The organism is Paenibacillus chondroitinus NBRC 15376, from assembly GCF_004000765.1.
Taxonomy (GTDB): domain Bacteria; phylum Bacillota; class Bacilli; order Paenibacillales; family NBRC-103111; genus Paenibacillus_E; species Paenibacillus_E chondroitinus.
In genome coordinates this window covers 13,049-37,985 of the sequence record NZ_BILW01000051.1, presented here as the reverse complement: position 1 = coordinate 37,985, position 24,937 = coordinate 13,049, and the positions used below count along the sequence as shown (strand labels likewise).

The window sequence follows — 24,937 nt, the reverse complement described above, 5'->3', positions numbered from 1 at the left end:
TTAGCTACTATCGGTGGGGTTCAGGTACTTTAACTAGTTAACTACTATCGGTGGGGTTCAGGTACTTTAACTAGTTAACTACTATTGGAGTGTTCATGTTACTACAACCATCAGCTCACCACTTTGTTAGGTGCATTTGAGCATTCCTCTGTGCTAACGGACTCAGATGACGCTATTTGCCGCTTTTGGAATTGGATTCGATTCTAACGGACTCACTTGCCGCTAATCGCCATGAAATGGCCTTTAATCAGCTGCAAACCAATAGATAACGGCTCCTCAGTCCGTTAGCTTCCCAAATCCACTCAAAAAGGCATAATAACGGCTGCTGAGTCCGTTAAAAACGTATCTACCGTATAATCGCGAGAGCGTACCCGTGTAATGCCCCTCGAAACAACAAAAAACCTATCCCGGCATCAGCCGAGATAGGATCTTTTTATTTCACCGCAGGAAGAATCACCTTAAAGGTTGTTCCCACTCCCACGATACTATGCACTTCAATCAGTCCGCCGTGAAGCTGGACAATAGCATGTGTGATCGATAAGCCCAGACCGGCGCCTCCGCTCCGTCTTGCCCGTGAGGTGTCGATGCGGTAAAACCGGTCAAACAGATGAGGAAGGTGCTCGGGGGCAATCCCCTCTCCATTGTCATGGATCGCAATCTCCACGCCAGATGGCGTTTGGGCTAGCGTGAGCCCGACCTCCCCTGTCAGCGGGTGCGTATGCTGAACGGCATTGTGGAACAGGTTGAGTACAACCTGCTTGATTTTATCCGGATCATACAGATACCGGGTCTGGGGAGCCAGGTGGAAGGTCACCATCCTGTCTCCTGCCAGTAGACGCAGCTGCGGTTCCATCTCATGCAGCATCTCATCCAGTACGCCTTCCGTCTTCTGAAAAGAAGGAGAACGGTCAAGCCGCGCCAGCATAAGGAGGTCCTCGACAAGTTTGTTAATTCTTACGGATTCGCCATGCATGCTTTTTAATGCTTTCAGCAATGGCTCCGGCTGTTGATATGCTCCGCGAAGCAGCACCTCCAGGAAGCCGTGTATGGACGTGAGCGGTGTGCGAAGCTCATGCGAAGCATCCGCTGCAAAACGGCGCATCTGCTCTTTGGCTTCTTTTTCCGCCTCGAAAGATATCTCCAACCGTTCCAGCATCCCATTAAATGAGGTGGCCAGACGATCGATTTCCACCTGTCCTTGATGCGCGGGGAATCGTTCGTTCAGGTTACCTGCATCAATTTGCTTCACCGTATCCACCATATTCGAGAGCGGAACCAGCGTTCGGCGCAAGACGGGAAGGAAGCCCAGAAGACCGAACACCATCGCTAACAAGGATAGAAAGATAAAAGTAAGCAACTGCTGAACCAACACATCCCGAAGCGGTGCAACACTGGTGCTGGCTTGAATAATGCCCTGGAAACCTGGCCCGCCGGGTCCGCCCCGGGATCGTTCAGGCTCTCCGCCAATCTGATGAAAAACCACAAGCTGATCATTGCCCTTCTCATCTTTGACGATGCGATGCTCCAGCTTCATTTTCTTCTTTGCCAGAAGACTCAGATACTCCTCTTGGCTTAGCTGTGGAGCTGGCTGCTCATAAGGGGAGGAGATCAGCTTATAATTTCCTTTTTCATCAATAAAAGCAATGGATAACTCCGATACGAAAATCCGCTCCTGCTCACCAGCGAAACCAGGCCGGTTCTCGCGGTTTGAAGGAAATACGGGGGGCTGCCCGTCTCCAGCTCCCATTCCCAAACGCAGCATATTCGGAGGCAGTGCAGCAAGCTGATTGCGGATGGTCTCCGCTTTATTTTGATACATGAACCGCTGCATAACGACATATTGAAACACGCCAATGAGCAGCAGCAGTACGGATAGCACTAATAAAGTTCTAGAAAGCAGTTGAAATTTCAGAGAGCCCGTTACAAAAAGATCGGCAAACCGGCCCTTCCTTTTCATGTCAAATCCATCCGGTAGCCGGCTCCGCGAATCGTGCGAATCAGCTTATGTTCCTTATCGTTCAGCTTATCGCGCAAGGACCGAATGTACACCTCCACGATATTCTCTTCGCCTCCGAAATCATATCCCCAAACTTTATCGAGAATCATCGATTTACTGAGCACAAGTCCATGATTAATCGCCATAAATTTGAGCAGCTCATACTCGGTTGGGGATAACTCCAGTACTCTGTCATGCAGGCTAATCTCTTTCCGACGGTCATCCATGCGAAGCGGTCCAATCACAACCTCGCCGAACAGGTTCGGAAAATGATTGCGTATCCGCGCATAGATGCGGGCAAGCAGCTCTTCAAAGCTGAACGGTTTGACCATATAATCGTCCGCGCCGATCGTAAGCCCCTTCACCCGGTCATCGATTTCGTCCTTGGCTGTCAGCATGATGACGGCGATGTTTTCCGTCTTTTTGATCATACGGCAAACCTCGAAGCCGTCCATTCCCGGCATCATCACATCCAGAATCGCAATATGCGGCTGAAACTTATTGCATGTCGTGATGGCGGATAGTCCATCCGTTGCGGTCATCACCTCAAAGCCTTCATTCGTCAGGCCTAATTCTAAAAATTCCAAAATGTGAGGCTCGTCATCTACGAGCAGAATTTTGATTCCTTTTAACTGGCGCATGGGGTCGTTCCTCCCGGGTTCAATTCGATACAACACACTCTTACAGACATTTTCTATAGTCAGTATCCCATATCCTGCCTAAAAGCAACCTGAGCAAAAGCTGAAAGGTTGCTGAATTCTATCACTTTTCAGTCATTTTTCAGCTAACTATCAATTGAATCTCAGGTAATGCTTCTATAATTAGACCAACATCATAAGGACACCAAAGAAAAGAGGAAACACTTATGGAGCCATTTGCCCCTTCCTTCCATTCGTTCCATTTCCAATCGCTCAAGGCTGAGATCGAATTATTGCTCCGCTGTGAAGATAAAGAGCGCACGCTCATAACGCAATTAACCGATGATTGGTTTCGCAATGTCGACAAACGTTTCAGCCCGGCTCTTGCCGACAGTGAAATTTCTCTATTAAATACATTAGCCGGGGAAAATTGTATGGTTTCCAACACCATGCTAGAGGTACTGTTTTTAGCCGAAATGTACCAAGCTGTAACCGATGGCTATTATAATCCACTTCATGCCGAAGGTGCGCAGGCTGCTTCCCTTTTGGAATGGGAAGTAGATCCCTCTATGAAATCGATTAAGCTCCCCCATAATGCCAACATTCATTTGAGAGGGCTGGAGCAGAGTTGGGCAGTCAAACGATTAGCTGAATATATGCAGAAACAGCTTTCCCTGGAGCAAGGGTTAATCCTCGCCGGAGGAGAAATCACGGTATGGGGTCGAAGCTCGCTGGGTATTGATCCTTGGATTATCGGCATTCAGAACCCCTGGCAAGCCAACACCAAGCTAGGTGCGATCGCTTTACCTGAAGGTTCCCTATCGACATACAGCCAATTCGAAGATCCGAGTGCCGGCTCGGTCCATGATGTCGTACAGTGCACAGTTGCCGGTGAAGATCTTGTGGAGTGCCAAGTATGGGCCAGGACGCTTGCAAGACTTGGTGTTCATGAAGGGCTGGCGCTGCTGGCCAAGCGCACCTCCGTGTGTGAAGCGGTTGTGATTACCGCGGAACAGGAGCTTCACTATTTCGGGAAAAAAGCCTCTCTCCAACGAAGATGGCTGGATATGCGAATCGACCATTATCACTTTCAGGATAAGGTATCTTAAGACTTTGGATGCTTTATCCACAAACTTGCGCACATTATCCACATATTTCGGATGGTTTACCCACAAGGTTGGTTATTTTATCAACAAGTTATCCACAGGTTGTTAGTAAGAACGAAAACGTGATACAATTTTTCAAAAATGAACTAGAGGTATCGTATGAAGTATGATGTCATTGTCATCGGCGGAGGCTCGGCTGGCCTGATGGCCAGTATTGCCGCAAGCCGCCAAGGCGCCAAGGTTCTCCTCCTCGACAAAGGGGATAAGCTCGGCCGCAAGCTTGGCATCTCCGGAGGCGGCAGGTGCAACGTTACGAATAACAAAGACATGGATGAGCTTATTCAGCATATCCCGGGCAACGGGCGCTTCCTATATAGTGCTTTGACGCAGTTCGGCAACAAGCACATTATCGAGTTTTTTGAAAATCTCGGGATTCGTCTGAAAGAAGAGGATAACGGGCGTATGTTTCCCGTCAGCGACAAGGCCAAAACCGTCGTAGACGCGTTGATCGGCCAAGTTCGCAAGCAGGGTGTGGAGATCCGGACGAACAGTCCGGTCAAAAGGGTCCTGTTCCAGGACGGCAGCGTCCAAGGCGTCCAGCTCCACTCCGGCGAGAAAATGGACAGCCGCGCTGTCATCATCGCCTCGGGCGGATGCTCCGTGCCGCATACCGGCTCCACAGGAGACGGATATGCGTGGGCGGAAGCCGGCGGGCATACGATCACGCAGCTGTTTCCAACCGAGGTCCCGCTGACCTCGAAGGAGGCCTGGATCCGCAGCCGCGAGCTGCAGGGGCTTTCTTTGCGCGACGTGACACTTTCCGTGTGGAACGCCAAAGGAAAGGCTGTCATCTCCCACCGGGGAGACATGCCTTTTGAATCACCCACATGCATAAGCGCATAGAGCAAAGTTCTCATTTAGATCAACTCATTCAGGCGGAAAATTATTTTTATTTTACATTTACTCTTGCTCGCATAGGAATTTAGAGTTTTCCGGTCAAAAAATGGATTATTAGTACTAACAAATCCTCTTATTGCGCTTCTTCTCAAACGTGAGGTGACTCCCTTAAAAGTAAGTTCTATAGGGTCATTTTTCTTCGTTAAAATTGTCAATCCGTATCAGGAGTGAAATCTCTTCAGCCTCAACTTAAATAGCTCTTTATTATCCTTGTTCACTATAGACCCAACTAATTGATAATACTACTTCATTGAGTGTAATCATAAGACTTTCCCTTTTAAAACCACTCTTTTACTTTAGTGATCTTCCGTTTGATTTACTGTTGTAAATTGGTTCATATTTGATAATTAAAAACTCTTCAACCTCAAGTCTTCCTACATAAACAACAACTGCCGATACAGTTAAATTATTTTTGCAGTGTTGATCTACTAACTCTTCAATACTTGATGCAAACTTCTTTTTCGAACTGGCAGGATAATACTCTGTTTGCTCACTAAAATGATATTTGCCGATGTTTCTCCTAATAGTGTGGTTCTGAGTGTTCCTCATATCTTTGTGCATTCTATCTTTAATATTAGCGGTCTCACCTACATAAACGACTTGCTCCTCATTTCGTATTATGTACACTCCTCCTAGAGAAGGTAATTCTTTAGTCCAATTATCAGAATACAGTTTATAACGCTTAGCACTTAGTAGTTCCTCTTCAACTTCCGTAATAATACCTTCAAGTGAATCAATACTATTAAACATCTATATCTTGTCATTCCCTTCATTACAAGAAAAAAGCCGCGCATTATAGCAGCAGCTTTGACTTCTGAATTCAAATCAAACTTCTCTTTCATTTAATTACGCACAGAAATCTACTATTAATATGCATGTGGTATCTGCTTTTATTCAATATTCGTTTGCCTCAAAATCAAAACATCCAATTTCTTAATACTATTACCCCGTAGTAGCTTGCCTCCCAATGAACCTTCCATACTAAAAGGTTATGTTGTAGAAAAAACCATGCTCGCTATCTTTGCTAATCCATGAACTATACCTAGTACAATTTTCCAAAGCTTTGTGTAACCCTTTATAATATGTAGCATGAAATAATTCCGATTCCTCATTTGGAAATGTGATCTTAATCATTAATTCAGTGTAATCATTGTCAGGCTCTTTTTCTTCAGTTAAGAAAGCTTCGTATGATAAGAACTCAGTTATCCCATGATGCTCTATAATGATGTTCAAGATTTCTTGTTCGGTAATTACCAAGTCAGTTTTTTCTTTGGTGAGTCTTGGTGCGCCTAACAATGACATAAACTCAAGGTCATGTAATACTTCTTCCTTGATCTTCTTTTCACACGTTCTTATTAATGCTCTACTTACATAATTCCCAACCCTTGAGATCATCTTAATATGTTCATCTGATATAGATAATGTGTCCCCATGTACTAACTTACTTCTAAGACCATAAAAAACTTTAATATCATTATATATTTGCTGGCGTTCATTAAAGGTATCTCCTACCAATAAAGCAAGGTATAGCCGTAGTTTAAAGTTTATTTGCTCTTTATCAAGTGCAAGTAGACTCTCGAGAGCAACAGCAAAATCGAGTATTGCATCTTCTGCATATTGATGGTTAACACCTGATGTATACATCTTCGCAGAGAGCAACCATCTCTTTTCTTTTGTAATGACATAAGCATTTGCCAACTTAGCAAAAAAGCCAACCAAGTCCTTGTCATATCTAATATCCTGTATGAAAGTGTAGTCGAAAGGATGGAACATTGCATCCTGTTTAAATAAAGAGTCGTTAAATTCTGAGTTTCTACCTGCAATTTCGGGATCTGATAATCCATAGCTACCCATACTATCTTGCAAAAAACCTTCAATCTGTCCTAAGGCATAAGGTGCACTATGAAATATGCATAAGGCTTGGTGAGCAATTGAAATAGAACCCAGCACATCGTCTAAACTTTCTATTTTTTTTAAAGACATTGCATAACGATTACTTGTAGAAATTGCTATCAAAAAATATTCAGGAACTCTAAATCGTTTATTCAGTCTCGGATGGTAAAGATCATCAAACTCTTCTCTGCGTGGCATTATGAAAATGTACTCACTTAGTTGGAACTCTGGTGTGTCACGTTTAATTCCATAGATTCCTGCAAGAGCAATACTTTTTGCTTGAGGGAATAATGCAAATAACTTTTGGTATGAGTTCAACTTAACATCCCCTTTCATTTCTTTTCTCCAACGATCTATAATATCTTTACTACCCTACAAATTAATAATCATTGCATGCTCTCAATATAACAAATAACGGACAAGACGATATGAAATGTATTCTATTCAGCATGGAACTTTCTCTCATTCCACGGTACGAATTCATATTATCCATCCCAACCAAAATAGAGTTGATTAAGATATCTCCCTTTATACCCCATAATAAATAAAAGACCTAGCTCAAAATAATGAAGTCCTAATCTTAATACAAAAAAGCTAAAATCATTCGGTAATGGTTGAAATATCACCTTTTTTTTGGGGTGAACAACATTGTTTCTATAATCGGTAATTAGATGCGCAGAATCATAATATTTTAGTTTTTGAACTTCTTCTATATATGGAAAATCACTTGGAATCGTCGTATTTAAAATAAATTGTTGAAAAAATAAACGAAAAATATCTGATGCTCTCTTCTTACCATACTCTTGTTCTTGTAGAATCCCCTTATCTTCAACTAGATAACTCCATGCCAAAGTTTCTAAAGCAATTTGGTTAGAAACTATTTTATTTTCAATAATTCCATCCGAATGGCATTCAAGATACCAACTAAATACATTAGTTAATACTTTCTTCCAGTATACATCTTGTAATTTGGTATATATTAGCTGAAATATTTCGGAAAGTGCCCTTTCATCCATTCTAGGAAACCAAGTCTTCCTATATCTCCATTTGTCTATTGAAGGAGTTTGATATTTCCTCCAGACGACTTCACCGTTATCATGAAAACCTTCAAGGTAGCAAATCCCGATGTGTCTTCCTGTAACGAATGAAAGTGCCCAATGCATTGCTTCTTCCAAATCTGAAATATCATTCGTTCCAAAAGCTTGTCTATCTTCTCTTCTAATTTGACAAAGATGTGTTATTGCGTAACCACCAGTACTTTTGAGTGTTTCATAAATCTTTTTTTCTCTATAATCTGGTCTTTTGTCAATAGTGATATCCCACCCGTCAATACTTAGTTTGAACCTGTTTCGAACCTCACCTTCTTTATATTTAACGATCTGTCCACCATAAGTGTTAATCAAATTAGTAATTCCACACTTTATGTAAGTAACCTTTTTAGATTTCTCCTTCAAAGTGGAGGATAATATTTCACCTTTAATGTTTATACTTCCAGATACACTAGGGCGAATTTCGCTTATAACCACATCTTCTACAATATAACCAGAGATTTTTATCTTAACCTTGTTCTGCTCCATATTGTCTGAGTTGTGGAAAGCATCACTATGATAATGAATTGACGCTCCGCTTAATCTAAGCATCGGACTAGGAAGCCAGTTTAAACTTACTTCTCCTATAAAAGAATGTTCTTCTTTATCATTAATGATTAGGATAAATTCACCACTATATATAGGAATACTTTCATTAACCTCAATATTCGAGGTAATGCGCTTCTAAAATATTATCAAATTCCAATAATAAAGCCTCCTTTAGAGAAATGATTTCCAACTTCCTTCCAAAATAAATCATACCATATATTGGAATATCTTTTCACTCGCACCTACATCCATTAATAAAAAAAGCATCACTTGGATGCCTTCTTGTAATTTTAATAATTAACACTTCGTTCTCCTCATATTGGGGATATTCTACAGACCAATAATCTCATTCTCTGTACCACTCTTTGATTAGATCCGCCTTCAGTACATATTGAAAGCTAATTCACTCCCAATCCTCTCCCCCTAAATGAATCAACGGTGTCCAAACGGAATTCTCCAAATTGCGGACAAGGGAATTTTCCCTTCGGGCTTTTTGTTTCTTCATTTTTGCATTGCTGCTCTTCGAGCAATCTGCCCAATTAACTATTTATTTGTTTATGGATCGATCATTCCATCATCTGTCCACTCTTTGCATAATTCAGCTTTAAGAACATCTCGATAAGCAATCCATTCCCAGTCCCCTGCTCCGCTAAAAGTCTCCACAATGTCAAATCGGAATTCACCATGCTTACTGCGCGCTACAATGCCAGTAACTAATCGGGTCTTAAATTCTCCATACAATGTTAGTACAAGTGGTTTTTTATACATCTGCGACAAACTCAGTACTGCTGAAATATTTTGAATTTCTTGCTCATCTCGTATAGGTCGCGACATTCGTTGATTATCTTTTCGATTTCTAAGCGCGGCTTCTTTATGCTGCGGAAGCATCATGCGGCTAGACTCCCAAAGTCCGTTAAGTTCTAATTTTTTACTCATTTATAGTGACCTCCAATTTTGCCTGCCCTATCCGCTGCGAGACCGGCTTTCATTAAACTTGAAGCCCTAATAATTGCCGTATTACCGAATCGATCTTTAATTCCGTCCAATACACTATCAAGCTTACGCAGCTTAGTCACGTCCTCGAAGAGGTCCAGCTGTGTGACTTCCTCATCATCAAGAGACCCCAGCGTGACACCAACTTTACGTACCGGATGACCATTCCAATTGCGATGAAATATTTCACGAACGGATCCAAACACTTTTAGCGTATTGTTCGTTGCAAAAGGCATTTTTCGTTGCTGACTAAATCCGGTAGGTGCATCGTACGGTGAGCACATACAGAATACATGAATGGTTCCGCTCGTGTAACCTTTCTTTCGCGCATCCCGGCAAACTTCTTCCGTTAATTCCAAAAGCACAATATCTACCTCTTCTGCCGTCGTATAATCTCGTGGTAAGGTCATTCCATGACCAATTGATTTTGGAGCTACATTGAATGTTCCTGGCGTGACTGGACTATCATCAAGGCCATTAGCTGTACGCCACATGACCTCCGCCTGAATATCTGACTGTTTACCAAATCGCGCACGGAACTTCTGCTTGAGAACATGCAATGGTGTCCTTGCAACGTGACCGATTGTGGTCATGCCAAGATTAACAAAATGTCTCGTCATGCGCGACCCAACTCCGTACATCTTATCTACACTTAGAGGCCATAAGACACTTTCTACACCTTCTTTACCAAGTGTAAAAATGCCATTCTGGTTTTTCTTTGCGAAGTTGTCCGTTGCTTGTTTAGCAAGGATTTTAGTAGGACCGATGCCAACACGAATTCGTATGTTCATTGATGCCGCGACCTTCTTTTGAATCATTACTGCCAGTTCTTCTGGATTATAGCGGAAATGATTGAGTGAGCCTGTCACGTCCAGAAACTGCTCATCAATCGAAAATACTTCCACAAGGTCTGTGTACTCCTTGTAAATATCCGTAATCGCAAGTGATACATCAATATAGCGTTGCATGTGCGGCCGCATTACAATAACATTCGGACATAACTGTAGTGCTTCTCCAAGCCTCTGTGCTGTACTAATTCCAAAGCTCTTGGCTATTGGGCAGGCAGCCAAAATAATACCCGATCTTCTGGCCGGATCCCCAGCCACGACAAACGGGAGGTTATCTAAGCCTGGATGAGAAGCCTTTTCGACGCTTGCATAAAAAGATTGGCAATCCGAGAGGTAGATCGTACGATCCGTTCTCATTACCATTTACAACGACCTCCGCATTCTCATTAATGTTGTCATGAGTTCAGCCTTAATCAAACTTCGTAGCATTGTAAAATGGTGGACGTATCCCCGAACTTTATATTCAACATTAATTCCTAGAGCTGTCGTTGATGTGTTCAACACTTTGATGTCACGCTTCTTCATCGTACTTTTAATATTTTGAATTTCAGGATAAATGGCATTCTCAACCTCTTTTAAATAAAACAGAATATGACCGTAAATAATTTTACCTTTGTGAATCTTGAGCACTTCTGAATCCCTTGTTAACATATCAAGCAAAATAGGAAGCAGAGTAAATTCTTTGATTAATTGAACATCTTCGTCAGTCTCAACATTTGTCATGACACTCATTCAATCACCCCAAAACAAGAACATTTGTTTGTGTTTTATATTATATACCGAACACGCATTCGCTATGCAAGAGATTTTTATTAATACAAAAATACCCACTGGCTATTAGAGCCAGTGGGTAAAATTCATCACATTTTATTGTCGAGTTGGCTTAAAAAAGCCCAATCTAAGAACACAATTCGTGCTCGGCATATTTCATCTTCTTCTAAGCACGTAATACACTGGAAATGAGATAGCAGTTGCTATACTCAAACAAACAAAGGAATTTGGGGTAATTAATTTCTTCATTTACTTTGCTCCTTGCTTCCTTCTAATTCCATTAGTCACAGATAGCTCTAAGGTGTACCATTATTATGGGTGATGAAGAAAATGTTTATTCCTCCAATGCTTCTCCAATATGCTAGAAACAATGAACCGTTTGATGGTATTTCCACATTTGCCGAACTGAAGTGGGATGGCATTAGGTTGATTGTATCAAACATGGAGGAGTTTAACCTATACACTAAGAACACAAATGCAACAGCAAAATATCCAGAGCTTCACGACCCTCCGATCCCGAAGGGGACTATTCTCGATGGAGAGATTGTTGTCCTTGATGAGCATGGAAGGGCGGACTTCGAAGCAACAAATTCAGGTTTCCGGTCCAGTAAGAAGCGTAAACCAGTTGTATTCATGGCTTTCGACATCTTGTATCACCAAGGCTTAGACGTGACTGGATTGTCATTAGAGCGACGCAAGCAGCTGCTTGAAGAGACACTACAGGAAACTGAACATTATCGAATTGTTCGGCCGATTAAAGGCAGCGCAAAGGATTTCTTTAAAATCGTATGCCAGCATGGACTTGAAGGTATTGTGATTAAGAAAAAAGAATCGAAATACGAAAAAGGAGTACGCTCCTGGTCATGGCAAAAGGTTATTAACTACCAAATTGCGGAGGTTTACATAACCGGTTATAGCAAGAACCAAAGTTCTTGGCTGCTTGGTTATCAGGAAGGGCAACGTATCCGTCAAATTGGCACTATGGATCTTGGAATAACCCAGTCTGCTCGTGAATCAATGCTGCCAGTTTTCCATTCTTTTAAATGTGGTGAGAGCAAAGATTATGTATATATCAAGCCTGTGGTACGCTGCAGAGTTAAATATAGGGATTGGTACAGTTCTGGAACTATGCGGCTTCCAGTCTTTGAGGAATTTGTAATTTAGGAGATGGCATTTATGAAATACAGAGTAAGACATAAAATGACAGGCGAAGAGAAAACGCTGAGTCATTTAGAAGTGAATGATATGGATTATGATGCAAATGACCGCATTGTTGTTTTTGATACAAACATGGAGGTATATTTCTTAATTGATGAAGTTCAAGAGTAGTGAATTATCAAAAATTATTGGATTTCACCGTAAACATCAAAGAGTCCCTTCTTTGGAACAAGTTGATGCTGCGTTTAATGATGCAATTGCAGGGGATATTGACGGAGCTCTTCGTCTTCTAGACTGGAAACGTCATTGTTTTTATGTGAAAGATAATTTTGAAAGAGAAGTCATGTCGAAGGTGTTTGCGTATTGTTCTGAGGTTATAGAATAATAATTAAAAGCCCGGGGAAACTTTCTCCTCGGGCTTTAACTTTGTTCACTGCTTTGGTAAAGCTTATATAACCATAACCCCAAGTACTTCATTTCTTGAGCCGAGTTAGTTGGGGTTTTTCTAATTTGCTATTGGAAATTTCTCAGTTTCAACAGGGGGGAAAGAATTAACTAAATTTATCATCTCATCTTTAGTCAAATTTCCACTAATCCAAACAAGATATTCTTTATCGAAATAGAAGATAAACGAATTCTTAACTTCGGTCTTTATCCATGCTTTACGCTCACCTAAAATTAAATTATCAGTTCCGCTATCAGGCTCTATAGGCTCTCTGGGATACTTTCCAATTACAACATATTTATTATCATTTGCAAAAGCCCAGATATCATTTTTAGCAGATCCGCCTCTAGCAAGTGATGCAGTAGCGAATTCTTCCATTGGTAGTGCAAGTCCACGCTTATCATTATTTAGTGTTTTAGCAATTGGCATATCAATTACACCTGACAAGTCCCACTTCTGATCTTTATTCGTAAGTATCACAAAATTATACCATTGAAGAGTTGTCTCAGGTAGTTTGGTTATAACTAAACTATTCTTTCCAAACGTTGAGCTCCCAATGATATTTTGCTTTGATGCTGAGATTATTTTGTCATTTGACATTTTCCATTGTATCTGGTTAATAACCGCTTCATCGGGAGTTTGTTTTTGCTCACGACTTGCTTCATTTCCAATAATCTCTTTTAGAGTAATGCTTGAATTTTTTCCTATATCTGTATTTTCACTGCTGGGAACAGGACTATTTGTTTGAGAAAGGTTAGTTCTGTTTGAGTCACATCCTTGTAACAATATAAAAAGGCTCATGACAACTATAGAAAGACTAGAGGCAATGTTTTTTATTTTCACATTTTCACCACTAACATAGAGTTTTAGTATAAAGACAGGCTACCCCTATTATTGTTATAGGGATAGCTCTCTATCAACTAGTATAACGCTGCTTAATAATTAGCCCAAATTTCATTTGCGACCACTGCTTTTTGACGTGGACCGGTAGCTGTGATGTAAACTCCATTACTTGTAGTGCAATCTGTATTAAGATACGCATAATATCCTGTCCAAGTATCGTTCAGTGTACCATACTCATTCCATCCTTGATAATGCGGTCTAACAGTAACAGTGGAGGCTTCGGATGTACTCCAAGTATATGATCCGCTTATTTTAAAACCTGCTTTTGCTTCAATCGGTCCCCATCCCCACTTTGCCTCACCATTTATTTCCCCTCCCATTGTGAAGCTAGTTGAAAATGTCGAGGTAAATGAAATATTGGAACCTGTTTTATTAATATAGCGCGTGCCGTCGCCATCGGTACCCTTTTTCTTGAACTGATAGGATCCTATTTGCGAAGCATTTTGAAATACCGCACCTTCCATGCATTGATTTCCTAATGGTGAGATTCCCCCATTATTTACGGTATTAATAGGAGCAGATTCCACTATTGTTATACTCGTAGCAGTTGGACTTAGTTGAGAAGTGATTTTTGAAATATCTTCTTTTGATAAATTATTTGTAACGTTATTAGCAAAATTCACTTGAATATCTTTATTTACAGCCTTAGTTTGTTCAGCGGAAGCTATTGATGGAATAGAAATTACAAGTGCAAGTGCAGTGGAAACGATTACTTTGAACATTTTCAAAAAAATCACCTTTTCTTCCATAATAGTTTTGTTATTCTCGTATTATAAAAATGAAACGAAAAACATTTTTTCTACCAAGTTCGCGACCCTGGTAGTTTAACTAAAGTAGTTTATGATTTGCATGCAATCTATTAAACCGTCGGTTAATTACCGACAGGTACCAGTATATGTAATTTTTTGTATAATAACAATGACTTTAGAAACTTTTAATCATACCTGACAATATTCGCCAAAATATTATTTAAATTTAAATATTACCTCCTAAATTTTTACACTAGTGTTAAATTATCAAAGTATTTTGTCAAATTTTTTAATTATATCACTTCACACTTATCATTTCTGCAGGATATCGACGGTGTTCTTCGGCAGCGAGACTGGAAATATTATGATATTCTCCTCAAGATTAATAAAAATACAATAAGCCCGGGGGATACCCCGCGGGCTTATTTATTCGAATATTAACTTCTATACTGTCTAGCATTTTAATAATATAGACTAAGCAAATATATTCGTTAACTTCTTCACCTTCCGCGCTCAATGAGAGCACTACATACCTTCGATCTTTTGGATCAGGGGTTTCTAATAACCATATCTAATTCGGCCAATTACTGTATTTGTCTGCTAATTGTACACATATCCGTGGAGGAAAATAATTGAACTTTTCAACTATCGACTAACGAATGCATTTTTTCTCATTTTTACTTTACCTGTTATGAGCCAAGTAGTGCTTAACATAAGAAGAAGAGCGGCAGAAAGCCAATACGTCATGCTAAGACCAATATAATATTCAGATATATAACCAAACATCGGTCCTAGTGATGCCCCTACATCGGTTATCACTACATAAGTATTCACGATAAATGCACGTGATGCCCCGTTTGCAATATCTGAAATTAAGGCATCTATGATGGTGGTTAAAATGTTTGAAACAATAAGCAGAGCGAGTAGATCTAATAACCACACTCCAAACGGAATCTTTAAATCCGATATCGCCATAAAAACTGAGGCTAAAGCAAGCGAACCGATAAGAAATGGTCGTCGTCCCCACCTCGAATCGGTGAGCTTGCCGAACCATGGAGACATAAATGAACCCAACAGCCATCGGATAGCTTGGAGAGCACCGGCAATAGTAGCTGCCCCTACAGCCAATTCAAAAACCATCAATGATGTCTTCTGGTGAACTTCAATCAGGTGACTCAAAGTTGCGGTAAGCATCCCCTCGAGACACATAGCTATGAGAAAAACAGAAAGTAAAGTCCCTTGAAGTGCAGGATTTTTTAGTATCTTCCACTTTTGCACGGGAGTATTCTCTAATTGAATTTCATTTTTGGCTAGGGGAACAAATTTATATGCAACAGGAAGCACCAGAAAGGCCAAGATTCCGAAGGTCGTAGCAACAACTTTTAATCCAAATAATTCGACACAAAGAGCACCAGCAAGCATACCCACTAAACTGCCTATGCGATATAGTCCATTATAGGTCCCCATGAAATAGCCTCTATTTTGGTCATCGGACAGCTCGAGAATCATAAAATAAGATCCCAGGCGGAATAGCGACCAAGCCACACCCCAGATGCACCTCAGGATAAGCCAAGTGTAAAAACCATCCACCCATCCGTATAGTAAAGTGGTTATGCCGGCTATTAGGACAGCTAAAAAGATACCAATTCTGATGCTAATTTTCTTGTATAACCATCCAATGAAGGGCCCAAGTGGGAGCCTGATAAATCGATTTGCCGACAGTAGGATGCCAACTTCAATAAGTGAAGTTAGCCCAACCTCTTTCCAGTGGATCGGCAGAACAACATATAGCATCGAATCCCCAAAAAGAGATACGGCTGTCATAAGTGCAAGGATAATTATAGGCTTTATCTTTGCCTTTTCTTTCTCCCGGTCTCTGATACAAACGTCTCCCTTCCCTCAAGAAAGGGCACTGCCTCAAGGACAATGCCCTATAGAATTTAACTGCAGCAGGAAGACTTCGACACCACCGGCTTGGTTGTTGGTGAACAGCAAGAACTTACTACTTCTGGTTCGATAAGAGATTGGTTACTTTGCTCCGAATCGCAGCAATAATTAGTCTGAATACTGCACACCCCTGTTTCAGGAAGTTCAAGCTCCACTCTCTCAGCTGCTGCGTAATCGCCGACCAGAGCTGCCACAACAGACCTAACTTGTTCATATCCTGTGGCCATCAAGAATGTAGGCGCTCTGCCATAGCTTTTGGAGCCCACAATATAAAAATTTCTCTCTGGTTGTCTTAACTCTTTCTCCCCGTGCGGTCTTACTGTGCCGCAACTATGCACATTAGGGTCGATGAGAGGTGCCAATTCCAAAGTACTCTCCAGGCTGGGATCCGTAATGACACGGACTTCTCTTAAAAAAGATAGATCCGGACGGGAACCGGTATTTGAAACAATCTCATCAATGCCATCAATAGAAATCAACTCGTTCTCAAAGGAGCCAGTAACTTGAATTCCCCCGTCATTGTTTGTTAAGTCTTGAATATAAAATGGCGTCAAAACTTTTACTTTTCCTGATTCGACAAGCTTTTCTATACGCGTACCAAGTTCTCCTCTAGCAGCCAGCTGATCTTGTTCTTGCCCGCCATAAACATCTTTAAGCTTAGATTTCCGGAGCACCCAAACAATCTCAGTTTCTTTTACTTGATCTTTGAGTACTCCAAGTTCCAAAAGCGTATTAATGGCGGAGTGACCACTTCCTACTACAAGCACCTTCTTACCGCTATAACGCTCTTTGTGCTTGCCAAGAACATCCGGTATACCGTAGAAAATGCGGTTGCTTATCGAATTCTCCTCGGCCGTCCAAAACCCTTCAGACAGGACCGGGTTCGGGTTCGTCCAAGTGCCCGTGGCATCAATAACAGCCTTGGCTTCAACTACCATTCGCTCACCATTTTTCTCAACATGCAAAACAAAAGGAAGTTCCTCACGGCCCTGTGTTTTTACCTTGTTAAGACCTTTACGACTCGCAGCAACCACTTTGGCATTGAAGTGAAGGTAAGGTTTAATTTCAGGCAGGTTGGCCAAAGGCTTGAAATAGGTTTCAATCATCTCAAGACCAGTAGGGATGTCTGAGTTATTCGGAGCTTTCCAACCGTGCGAGGAGAGTAACTGGCGCGCAGCTTTATCGATATTAAATTCCCACGGAGAAAAGAGTCTAACATGAGACCATGAAGCAACATTTGCACCAACCTCGTTTCCGGCTTCAAACAGTACGAAAGACTCTCCACGAGTTGTTAAATGCGCAGCCGCGGCAAGGCCAACAGGACCGGCACCGATAATGGCTACAGGAAGTTTTGTTAGAGTAAGCAAGTTGTTTTCAGACATTTAGAAACCTCCAATTATATATTTTATTATTTATGACGGACACTACTTTCAAAGGACGCAATCTTGTTGTGTCTTAGCAGCAAACAGGTGCACAGCAAGCGACTTGAGCTTGTTTTGTTTTGAATAAGTTCGTAATTTTATCGATGCTGATAATAATTTTTTTATTACTTTGAGGCTCTTTCAACTCCTGTTGGTCAATTTGGTTACCTAACTGAGATACATACATAAGCTGCGGATTCACATCGTGAAGTAACATTACAAAACACCTCCTTTAATCAAATAATATTGATATATTAATCAAAAAAAATTGATTATTAATCTAAAAAAATTACTTTCCACTTGGTCTAAAAACGCAGCAAAGCTGCTCAGACAATAATCCGTTTACTTCAGATTGATTAATCTCATAATAACTCCAAGTACCAATGACTTCTTTGGAAATTAGGTTTGCATCTAACAAGATCTTTAAGTGGTATGACAGTTTGGATTGAGCCATATCAAAGGTATCACATAGGTCACAAACGCATGTTTTGCCTCGTTGGGTTAGCTCATACATAATCTGCAGTCGCTTGCTATCAGCTAGGGCTTTAAATTTTGACTCATATGAAGTGAAAAATGAGTCATTTGGTGTTGTATTTGTTTTTACTTCTTGAATAGGTATTATAGTTTTCATTTGTTCTCACTCGATTCATTTATCAAAAATTTTTGATTAATACTAATATATGCCAATGAACATTGGATTGCAATGATTTATACAAAATAATTTGATTAATAGTATATTTTGTTCTCAGACCCCACATCAATTTCCAAAACAAAACACTGCTGCTTCGCAGCAGCCGATTTTATCAATGTTTCTTGCTATCCTGTAATTACCGTAATTGTGATTCGTTCCGTTATACCGGTGATTGACTAATCTGTATTTCATTCACCCTATGAAGGGAGGTTTCAATAATTTCTAATGCTTCATTCCCAAAGAAAACATAGTTATTACCATTTGCAATTGAGCTTTTAAATTTGAAACCGGCAAATCTATTAGACTTAATTAGCTCAGCTATATATTGTGTAGGAAGATAATCAATCCCGGAATCCGATGGGCCAACCGGTTTCGAAAATTCCATGCTTATTGCCTCGAGTAATTGTTGTAATTGGATAGCATCACGGAGATCAACAGTTTGAAAAGGAGACTCTATTTCGGATAGTGTTAGATCGACTATTTCCAATTCCTTATTAAGTTTAAATGTCGCTACACTGACGAGTGCACTTTTCCAAGGACGTACTTCTGAAATCGCTGTATCAATATCAGATGCAGTATAAAGATACGAGATTCCACGAGGGTTTGCTCTACCATCTGAAACTAGTTTTGCTGGGGCCATACCCAATTTTTCCTTAGGATAAGATATTGGGTTTTTATTATTATCTACATCAAATCCAACTCGTGCTCTAAAAAAGTGTTCTCCAACATTAAGTTTGACTCGTTTCGTATCAAGCAGATCAATAATTTCCTTAATAGGCGTGGATCTCAAAATAAAACGATTTTGAGTTTTGATTTCCTTACAAAAAATACCCCAAAGTGAACGTTTATCGTCATCCGTAATAATATTATCGTAGAATCGTGCGCATTCTATAGTTGTAACACTCGAACACTTTACTCCGAGATTCCAATCAGTCGTTATCTTTGAAAAACTATAAATATCGGATAACAATTGTATTCTAATCCCCTCTGGCAAAATTCCGGAAAATACTGACCAGTCATTTTGTATGTGTTGATGTAAGGGCTTTAGATCACTAAAAATTATATCTTCAACATCGTCTATTCCAAAGATAGCATTTGAAGGAATATAACTTTCCCAATGCCCACCTTTCTGTGATCTATCATAAATATTAAAAAACACCTCGAAATCTGAAGTTAACTCATATACTGGAATAACACTTTGTGATTTATTACCGCAATAACTACAATCGCCACGTGTTTTGTATCCAAATATTTTATTTCGTATGAAATTATCTTGAAAACACTTTACACAACAAACTGACATAAATATCAACCTCCAGTAACGTATATAGGTAATAGTAAAATTTAATAGATAATATCGCAATCAATATTCCAATACGCATGAAAAGTTATGTTTATATATTGAATTTACAAAACCTTAACTTTTATATATAACTGAATAATTATATAATCATCTACAAATAATATTGGAGCTGAGATAATGATGAAGAAACCAGTTCGCATTTACTTTTTATGTATTCAAAATCGTTGCCGAAGTCAAATAGCAGAAGCATTTGCTAAACATTACGGTGGGGAACACGTTATCGTCGAAAGTGCAGGGCTAGAGCCACATGATATTCATCCTTTGACTCTAGAGGTCATGAAGGAAGTTGGGATTGAGTTATCAGGGAATACTTCTAAGAAAATTGATATGAAATATTTCATCGCCTCAAATGTCATTGTTAAGCTCTGCCAACAAGTTGCGGAACGTTGTCCCATCGTACCTTTTGGCATCACGAGCGTCGATTGGGATATTGAGGATCCATTACTTTCAAATGACATCCAATCAGTTCGACAAACACGTGACACCATAGAAAAGAAAGTGATTGAACTCTTAAAAGGCTTGAATGTGCCGATCTAAAGGAGCGTGTAATTTTGACCGATATTGAACAATTATCTGAAGTGTGTAAGCTGCTTGGAGACAAAATGAGATTGACGATTCTCTCTCTGCTCAAAGAACGCGAGCTATGTGTATATGAGCTTGTTGAACTCTTACAAACCAGTCAGCCCAATGTGAGTCAGCATATGCGAAAGCTGAAGGCTGGCGGTTTAGTAAAAGAGGCCAAAAAGAGCCAATGGGTTTTTTATTCGTTAAATATTGAGGATAAACCCTTTCTGAACGAGTTTTTTCAGCACCTGCCATCCCAAAAAGAAAAAGTGGATGCCATATCTTGTGAAGATCTAAATTGTTGTGATTAGGAGGAACCATGACTTACATTGCGGTACTTATTTTTCTTATTACATTAACTTTTGTTATTTGGCAGCCAAAGGGCCTCAACATCGGATGGTCTGCTTCTGCTGGCGCAATCCTAGCTCTTTTCTTCCAAGTCGTGTCTCTTCATGATGTACTGACGGTTACATCCATCGTTTGGAATGCCACGCTTGCTTTTGTCGCAATAATTCTCATTTCCTTAATCTTAGACAATATCGGATTTTTTGAATGGGCTGCCTTGCACATGGCGAGGATTGCAAAAGGAAACGGACGGCTCATGTTTGTGTACGTCATTTTATTAGGCGCGGCAGTTGCTGCCTTTTTCGCAAATGATGGTGCAGCATTAATTCTAACGCCAATTGTATTAGCGATGGTCCGAGCATTGAAGCTGCCCGGTAAAATGATTTTGCCTTTCATCATGGCAAGTGGTTTCATTGCAGATACAACTTCTTTGCCTTTGATTGTCAGCAACTTAGTGAACATCGTATCTGCCGACTTCTTTGGTATCGATTTTGTCACTTATGCAAGCCGCATGATTGTCACGAGCCTGTTTTCATTAGCAGCAAGTTTGGTAGTCTTGTACGTTTTCTTCAAAAAGGACATCCCAACGAGTTACGATATGAAACAATTAAAGCAACCTTCACATGCGATCAAAGATCTTAAGCTTTTCAAAATGTCATGGGTTATCCTGGCTATCCTTCTCGTCGCGTATGTAAGCAGCGGATTCATTAATATTCCTGTTTCCATCATTGCAGGCGTCGTAGCACTGATCTTCATTTTAATGGCTAGATCCAGCAAAGTAATCGAAACAAAACGGGTGATTAAAGATGCTCCTTGGGCTGTTGTCATATTCTCTATCGGCATGTATGTCGTCGTTTATGGTCTTAAAAACGTCGGTCTCACCGATGCCCTAGGAACGGTGGTTGAGAACTTAGCAGGACAAGGATTATTTGTTGCAACAGTAGGAATGGGCTTCTTGTCGGCTATTTTGTCCTCCATTATGAATAACATGCCGACGGTTATGATTGATGCTCTTGCCATTAAAGGTACAAATACAGACGGTATTATACGAGAAGCACTGATTTACGCCAATGTTGTTGGAAGCGATCTTGGACCTAAGATAACACCGATCGGTTCACTCGCAACCCTTTTATGGCTTCATGTTCTATCTACGAAAGGTGTAAAAATAACATGGGGCAATTATTTTAAGACAGGTATCATCCTTACTGTCCCAACGCTTCTAATTACCCTTACTGGGCTTTATTTATGGCTTCACGTTATAAATACAACAAGCGTGAATATTTGGTTGCTAATTGTTGCGATTGCAGTAATTCTGGTACTCGCCGCACTGATCAAAAAATCTTTTTTTGGTGCAAAACAAATTAAGACAGGGCAAAAAGGTGCTTAAGCCTAGATAATCCCATATAAAAGGAGAAATGAAACCATGGAGAACAAAAAACCGATAGTTTATTTTCTTTGTACTGGAAACTCTTGCCGCAGCCAAATCGCTGATGGATATTTGAAAGCATTAGGCGGGGATAAATACGAGGTAAAAAGTGCTGGGTTGGAAGCCCACGGGTTAAATCCCCGTGCAGTTACAACAATGAAAGAAGACGGTATCGACATCTCAAACCATACTTCTGATGTGATTGATATCGAGATTCTAGGCCGCGCTGATTACATTATTACATTGTGTGGTCATGCTGACGAACACTGCCCTGTTGTCCGTAATGATAAAGCTAACAGATGGCACTGGGGCTTTGATGACCCTGCCAAAGCAACTGGGACGGAAGAAGAAATTACAGCTAAATTCCGTGAAGTTCATGATTCTATTAAAAGCCGGATCGAACAATTCGTGAAAGAAGGCAAGTAAGATGATCAAAAGAATGCACGTTGCGGTTAACTGTTCTGAGCTTCAGAAGTCGCTTGATTTTTACCGTGCTTTCTTTGGTACAGAGCCTACCAAAGTAAAAGACAACTACGCTAAGTTTGAATTGGATAATCCTACCCTTCACTTTTCCCTTAATGTTCGACCTTTTGAGAAAAAAGGAGTCCTTAATCATTTGGGATTTCAAGTGGATAATACAGAAGAGGTTCTGGCCATGGGTGAGCGTTTAAGACAAAGTGGACTTCTTCTGATCGATGACATGAACACAACTTGCTGTTATGCAGTTCAGGATAAAGTCTGGGTTTACGATCCTGATGGCAATGCGTGGGAAATCTTTTACACCAAAGAAGATTCCGAATTTGAATCTGCAGGGGAATTGCAGGATATGTCACTATGTTGTGCACCTCCCCCCGCACAGTCCTCGCCTGTAATAATTGAATTCACAACCTTTAAGAAAAAATAAGGAGATCATTATGGAGAAAAATTATCAAGCACTTGTTGATGACAAAATATTTTTTGGCGGAGCTGCAGACGTAGAAGCTATGATTAAAAACGAGAACGTTGAGGTTGTAGTCGATTTGCGTGGTGAAGCTACGGAGTGTGCCTATCCTACAGATGGCGTAGAATGGCTTCAGGTGCCGCTTGGTGACAATGCGGAAGCTCCACAAGACCAACTATTCCAACAAGCTATAAATCACGTTGTAGAGGCGTATGAGAGCGGTAAAAAGGTTGGATTCCATTGCGGTGGTGGAAAGGGTCGTACAGGCGCTGTGGCAATTGGCACTTTGATTGCTTTAGGTAAAAGCGAAAAGATCGAAGATGCTGAAAAATTGGCCAAAAGCATTCGCCCAGTTGTTAGTATTAGGCAGCCTCAACGTGAGGCGCTTGAGAAATTATTTAACAAGTAATATTATTTGGCCCCCTGGCACTATTTGTGCTAATGGGAGCCTAAATTATTTTACTGATTTACTTAAGAAAGTGCGTCCTCTTATAAGAGTGTATCAATGTGAAGAATATTATTTTTTGGCGTACTACAAAGTGCAAGGCTAATGCTATCTGTTATTTTTGGCATATAGCCAGTTATAGTAACTAGCATGCTTAATCTCATCCGTCATGATCTCAAAGATCATATCGCGGTATAGGGGACTAATATTTAAATATAGAGTGCGATATTTTTCAAAAGCCTTTAATTCACCAAACAATGCGCTCTCAATACCGCTTAAGTAATTGCTCACATGTTCAATGGGCTCCGTTGCTTCTATCCCAGTAGGTGGTGTACCCGTAAGTTGCGTATAAATATTTCGAAACATTTGATTATGCTTTCTCTCGTCATCTCTAATCCCTCTAATTACCTCCTTTTCTTTCTCAGTAGGCGCAAGCTGTATTAACTCTTGATAGAAGAGCTCATCATTTCTTTCTCCAGAAATGGATTGAAGAATTACTTTCAGTACCATATCTTCGCTACGTGCGAAATACCCCAGATAACCTTGAAACGGGACGTAAGTGGGCGCTTGTAAGTTGTAATACATGTTTTAACACTTCTCCTTTATGGCGTAATCTACACATTAGAATATTCACCCACCACCATTACGTTCAAAATAATTAAGTTAACCTTCTTTGAAAGTCACAAAATCCTTCAGAATCACCGATTCAAAGTACGTTAGTGTAGGCACACACAAATAGTAACAAGAAATCCGCCTTAATATTGTTTAGGACAAGGTTATAAATAATGTTATAATTATTGCACCATAATGCAAAGGAGCTACCAAAGTGCTTCAATATTTAGCTTTCATAGGTTCGTTTCCGATTCGGTCTTATAGCATTCTGTTTGTTCTCGCCATAATTTTGGGCTATGGGGTAACGCTTACTTTAGCAAAATTGCAAAAGAAGCATGAACTCGCAAACCATCTTACAAATTTGTTGATTCCTATGATGATTGGTGCGATTGTGGGATCAAGATTTTGGCAAGTTTTCTTATTTGATTGGGGTTATTACTCCCAGCATCTTGGAGAGATTATTGCCATTTGGCATGGCGGCCTTTCGATCCAAGGGGGAATTGTCGGAGCAGTTATAGTCGCTATTTGGTATGTTAGAAAGCATAAAATATCTTTTTGGAAATTAGCTGACTTGTGTGCTCCCGGATTAATATTAGGGCAAAGTATCGGAAGAGATGCAAATCTGATGAATGGTGATGCCTTCGGAGATCCCACGGGTGGAAACTGGGGAATTCTTTATCCTGAAGGCACTATCGCTAGGGATACATACGGGGATAAGCCTCTTTACCCTGCAGAAGTATGGGAAGGACAAATGGACATTATTATTTTTGCCCTTATCATGATTCTTCTTCAGCGAAAAATGAAACGGGGATACTTATTTTTAATCACAAACGCAATCTATAACGCCGGTAGATTTATGTTAGAAATGCTTAGAGGAGATACTCCAAAATATTTATTTCAATGGACAACCGCACAGTGGACAGCTGTAGGTGTCATTATTTTATGTATCCTTGCTGGTATTTATCTTCACTACAATGATAAAAAGCGCTCTGAGGCTGATTTACCAAACTAGCATTTTAAATAACGAGACTCATGTATGTTGGTGGGACTCTTTTTTTTACTTTTAAAATAACAAATAAGACCAAACTA

27 protein-coding genes and 1 pseudogene are annotated in these 24,937 nt (G+C 40.3%); 12 read left to right on the top strand and 16 right to left on the bottom strand.

Annotated features, from left to right (window positions below; all coding sequences use genetic code 11):
- Window positions 1-433 precede the first annotated feature (433 nt).
- Both PCH02S_RS31415 and PCH02S_RS31410 read right to left on the bottom strand, forming a co-directional pair.
- Complete coding sequence (locus PCH02S_RS31415) at window positions 434-1,957, bottom strand: sensor histidine kinase (RefSeq protein WP_127458045.1); 1,524 nt, start codon at window positions 1,955-1,957, stop codon at window positions 434-436.
- On the bottom strand, window positions 1,954-2,637 hold the full coding sequence (locus PCH02S_RS31410) for a response regulator transcription factor (protein WP_127458044.1): 684 nt from the start codon (window positions 2,635-2,637) through the stop codon (window positions 1,954-1,956). Before PCH02S_RS31410 ends, PCH02S_RS31415 begins: the two co-directional genes overlap by 4 nt.
- Before the next feature lie 224 nt (window positions 2,638-2,861).
- On the opposite strand from PCH02S_RS31410, the gene PCH02S_RS31405 reads away from it, so the two are divergent.
- Complete coding sequence (locus tag PCH02S_RS31405) at window positions 2,862-3,743, top strand: FAD:protein FMN transferase (protein ID WP_127458043.1); 882 nt, start codon at window positions 2,862-2,864, stop codon at window positions 3,741-3,743.
- Window positions 3,744-3,899: 156 nt separating this feature from the next.
- A pseudogene (locus PCH02S_RS31400) lies at window positions 3,900-4,616 on the top strand (aminoacetone oxidase family FAD-binding enzyme); the annotation flags it as partial.
- A gap of 372 nt (window positions 4,617-4,988) precedes the next feature.
- Here the strand turns inward: PCH02S_RS31400 and PCH02S_RS31395 are convergent.
- From PCH02S_RS31395 to PCH02S_RS31370, 6 genes are all read right to left on the bottom strand, one after another.
- The gene (locus PCH02S_RS31395; protein WP_127458041.1) at window positions 4,989-5,447 is read right to left on the bottom strand and encodes a GIY-YIG nuclease family protein; all 459 of its coding nucleotides are present in this window, start codon (window positions 5,445-5,447) and stop codon (window positions 4,989-4,991) included.
- Window positions 5,448-5,678: 231 nt separating this feature from the next.
- A complete protein-coding gene (locus tag PCH02S_RS31390; protein WP_127458040.1) occupies window positions 5,679-6,926 on the bottom strand; it encodes a HEPN domain-containing protein in 1,248 nt (415 codons plus the stop codon).
- 149 nt (window positions 6,927-7,075) lie between these two features.
- The gene (locus PCH02S_RS31385) at window positions 7,076-8,230 is read right to left on the bottom strand and encodes a hypothetical protein (protein ID WP_127458039.1); all 1,155 of its coding nucleotides are present in this window, start codon (window positions 8,228-8,230) and stop codon (window positions 7,076-7,078) included.
- Between the two features lie 552 nt (window positions 8,231-8,782).
- A complete protein-coding gene (locus PCH02S_RS31380) occupies window positions 8,783-9,163 on the bottom strand; it encodes a YolD-like family protein (protein ID WP_127458038.1) in 381 nt (126 codons plus the stop codon).
- Window positions 9,160-10,431 (bottom strand): DNA polymerase IV, encoded by a 1,272-nt coding sequence (locus PCH02S_RS31375; RefSeq protein WP_127458037.1) that lies wholly within the window; start codon window positions 10,429-10,431, stop codon window positions 9,160-9,162. The genes PCH02S_RS31380 and PCH02S_RS31375 overlap by 4 nt, the downstream gene beginning before the upstream one ends.
- Window positions 10,432-10,800 (bottom strand): hypothetical protein, encoded by a 369-nt coding sequence (locus PCH02S_RS31370; protein WP_127458036.1) that lies wholly within the window; start codon window positions 10,798-10,800, stop codon window positions 10,432-10,434.
- A gap of 360 nt (window positions 10,801-11,160) precedes the next feature.
- On the opposite strand from PCH02S_RS31370, the gene PCH02S_RS31365 reads away from it, so the two are divergent.
- Genes PCH02S_RS31365 through PCH02S_RS31360 form a run of 3 tightly spaced genes read left to right on the top strand, consistent with a single transcriptional unit; the run spans window position 11,161 to window position 12,382 of the window.
- Window positions 11,161-12,003 (top strand): ATP-dependent DNA ligase, encoded by an 843-nt coding sequence (locus tag PCH02S_RS31365; RefSeq protein WP_246069332.1) that lies wholly within the window; start codon window positions 11,161-11,163, stop codon window positions 12,001-12,003.
- A 12-nt stretch (window positions 12,004-12,015) separates the two neighbouring features.
- On the top strand, window positions 12,016-12,168 hold the full coding sequence (locus tag PCH02S_RS35990) for a hypothetical protein (protein WP_164819812.1): 153 nt from the start codon (window positions 12,016-12,018) through the stop codon (window positions 12,166-12,168).
- Entirely contained in the window at window positions 12,149-12,382 is a 234-nt protein-coding gene (locus tag PCH02S_RS31360) for a hypothetical protein (protein ID WP_127458034.1), read from the top strand. The genes PCH02S_RS35990 and PCH02S_RS31360 overlap by 20 nt, the downstream gene beginning before the upstream one ends.
- Before the next feature lie 120 nt (window positions 12,383-12,502).
- On the opposite strand, the gene PCH02S_RS31355 is transcribed toward PCH02S_RS31360, so the two are convergent.
- From PCH02S_RS31355 to PCH02S_RS31325, 7 genes are all read right to left on the bottom strand, one after another.
- The gene (locus PCH02S_RS31355; RefSeq protein WP_127458033.1) at window positions 12,503-13,285 is read right to left on the bottom strand and encodes a hypothetical protein; all 783 of its coding nucleotides are present in this window, start codon (window positions 13,283-13,285) and stop codon (window positions 12,503-12,505) included.
- A gap of 92 nt (window positions 13,286-13,377) precedes the next feature.
- A complete protein-coding gene (locus tag PCH02S_RS31350; RefSeq protein ID WP_127458032.1) occupies window positions 13,378-14,067 on the bottom strand; it encodes a hypothetical protein in 690 nt (229 codons plus the stop codon).
- Between the two features lie 672 nt (window positions 14,068-14,739).
- Complete coding sequence (locus PCH02S_RS31345; RefSeq protein WP_127458031.1) at window positions 14,740-15,918, bottom strand: MFS transporter; 1,179 nt, start codon at window positions 15,916-15,918, stop codon at window positions 14,740-14,742.
- Between the two features lie 116 nt (window positions 15,919-16,034).
- Window positions 16,035-17,423 carry an FAD-dependent oxidoreductase gene (locus PCH02S_RS31340; RefSeq protein ID WP_127458030.1) on the bottom strand — a complete coding sequence of 463 codons (1,389 nt, stop codon included), beginning with the start codon at window positions 17,421-17,423 and terminating at the stop codon, window positions 16,035-16,037.
- A gap of 73 nt (window positions 17,424-17,496) precedes the next feature.
- The gene (locus tag PCH02S_RS31335; RefSeq protein WP_127458029.1) at window positions 17,497-17,679 is read right to left on the bottom strand and encodes a hypothetical protein; all 183 of its coding nucleotides are present in this window, start codon (window positions 17,677-17,679) and stop codon (window positions 17,497-17,499) included.
- Between the two features lie 72 nt (window positions 17,680-17,751).
- A complete protein-coding gene (locus tag PCH02S_RS31330) occupies window positions 17,752-18,093 on the bottom strand; it encodes an ArsR/SmtB family transcription factor (protein WP_127458028.1) in 342 nt (113 codons plus the stop codon).
- A 220-nt stretch (window positions 18,094-18,313) separates the two neighbouring features.
- Window positions 18,314-19,456, bottom strand: a complete 1,143-nt coding sequence (locus PCH02S_RS31325) for an RES family NAD+ phosphorylase (RefSeq protein WP_127458027.1) — start codon at window positions 19,454-19,456, stop codon at window positions 18,314-18,316.
- A 177-nt stretch (window positions 19,457-19,633) separates the two neighbouring features.
- On the opposite strand from PCH02S_RS31325, the gene PCH02S_RS31320 reads away from it, so the two are divergent.
- From PCH02S_RS31320 to PCH02S_RS31295, 6 genes are read left to right on the top strand one after another with little or no spacing between them, the layout of a single operon-like run.
- Complete coding sequence (locus tag PCH02S_RS31320; protein ID WP_127458026.1) at window positions 19,634-20,053, top strand: arsenate reductase ArsC; 420 nt, start codon at window positions 19,634-19,636, stop codon at window positions 20,051-20,053.
- A gap of 14 nt (window positions 20,054-20,067) precedes the next feature.
- Window positions 20,068-20,391, top strand: coding sequence for an ArsR/SmtB family transcription factor (locus tag PCH02S_RS31315; RefSeq protein WP_127458025.1), 324 nt, complete (start codon window positions 20,068-20,070; stop codon window positions 20,389-20,391).
- A gap of 8 nt (window positions 20,392-20,399) precedes the next feature.
- On the top strand, window positions 20,400-21,812 hold the full coding sequence (locus PCH02S_RS31310; protein WP_127458024.1) for an arsenic transporter: 1,413 nt from the start codon (window positions 20,400-20,402) through the stop codon (window positions 21,810-21,812).
- A gap of 36 nt (window positions 21,813-21,848) precedes the next feature.
- Window positions 21,849-22,277 (top strand): arsenate reductase (thioredoxin), encoded by a 429-nt coding sequence (arsC, locus tag PCH02S_RS31305; protein ID WP_127458023.1) that lies wholly within the window; start codon window positions 21,849-21,851, stop codon window positions 22,275-22,277.
- Window position 22,278: 1 nt separating this feature from the next.
- Window positions 22,279-22,755: an ArsI/CadI family heavy metal resistance metalloenzyme gene (locus PCH02S_RS31300; protein WP_127458022.1), complete on the top strand. Its 477-nt coding sequence runs from the start codon at window positions 22,279-22,281 to the stop codon at window positions 22,753-22,755.
- 10 nt (window positions 22,756-22,765) lie between these two features.
- Complete coding sequence (locus tag PCH02S_RS31295; RefSeq protein WP_127458021.1) at window positions 22,766-23,200, top strand: protein-tyrosine phosphatase family protein; 435 nt, start codon at window positions 22,766-22,768, stop codon at window positions 23,198-23,200.
- Between the two features lie 144 nt (window positions 23,201-23,344).
- Here the strand turns inward: PCH02S_RS31295 and PCH02S_RS31290 are convergent, their stop codons facing one another.
- A complete protein-coding gene (locus tag PCH02S_RS31290) occupies window positions 23,345-23,821 on the bottom strand; it encodes a ferritin-like domain-containing protein (protein ID WP_127458020.1) in 477 nt (158 codons plus the stop codon).
- 241 nt (window positions 23,822-24,062) lie between these two features.
- Here PCH02S_RS31290 and lgt point away from each other — a divergent pair, with 241 nt between their 5' ends.
- Window positions 24,063-24,860 (top strand): prolipoprotein diacylglyceryl transferase, encoded by a 798-nt coding sequence (gene lgt / locus PCH02S_RS31285; protein WP_127458019.1) that lies wholly within the window; start codon window positions 24,063-24,065, stop codon window positions 24,858-24,860.
- Window positions 24,861-24,937 lie beyond the last annotated feature (77 nt).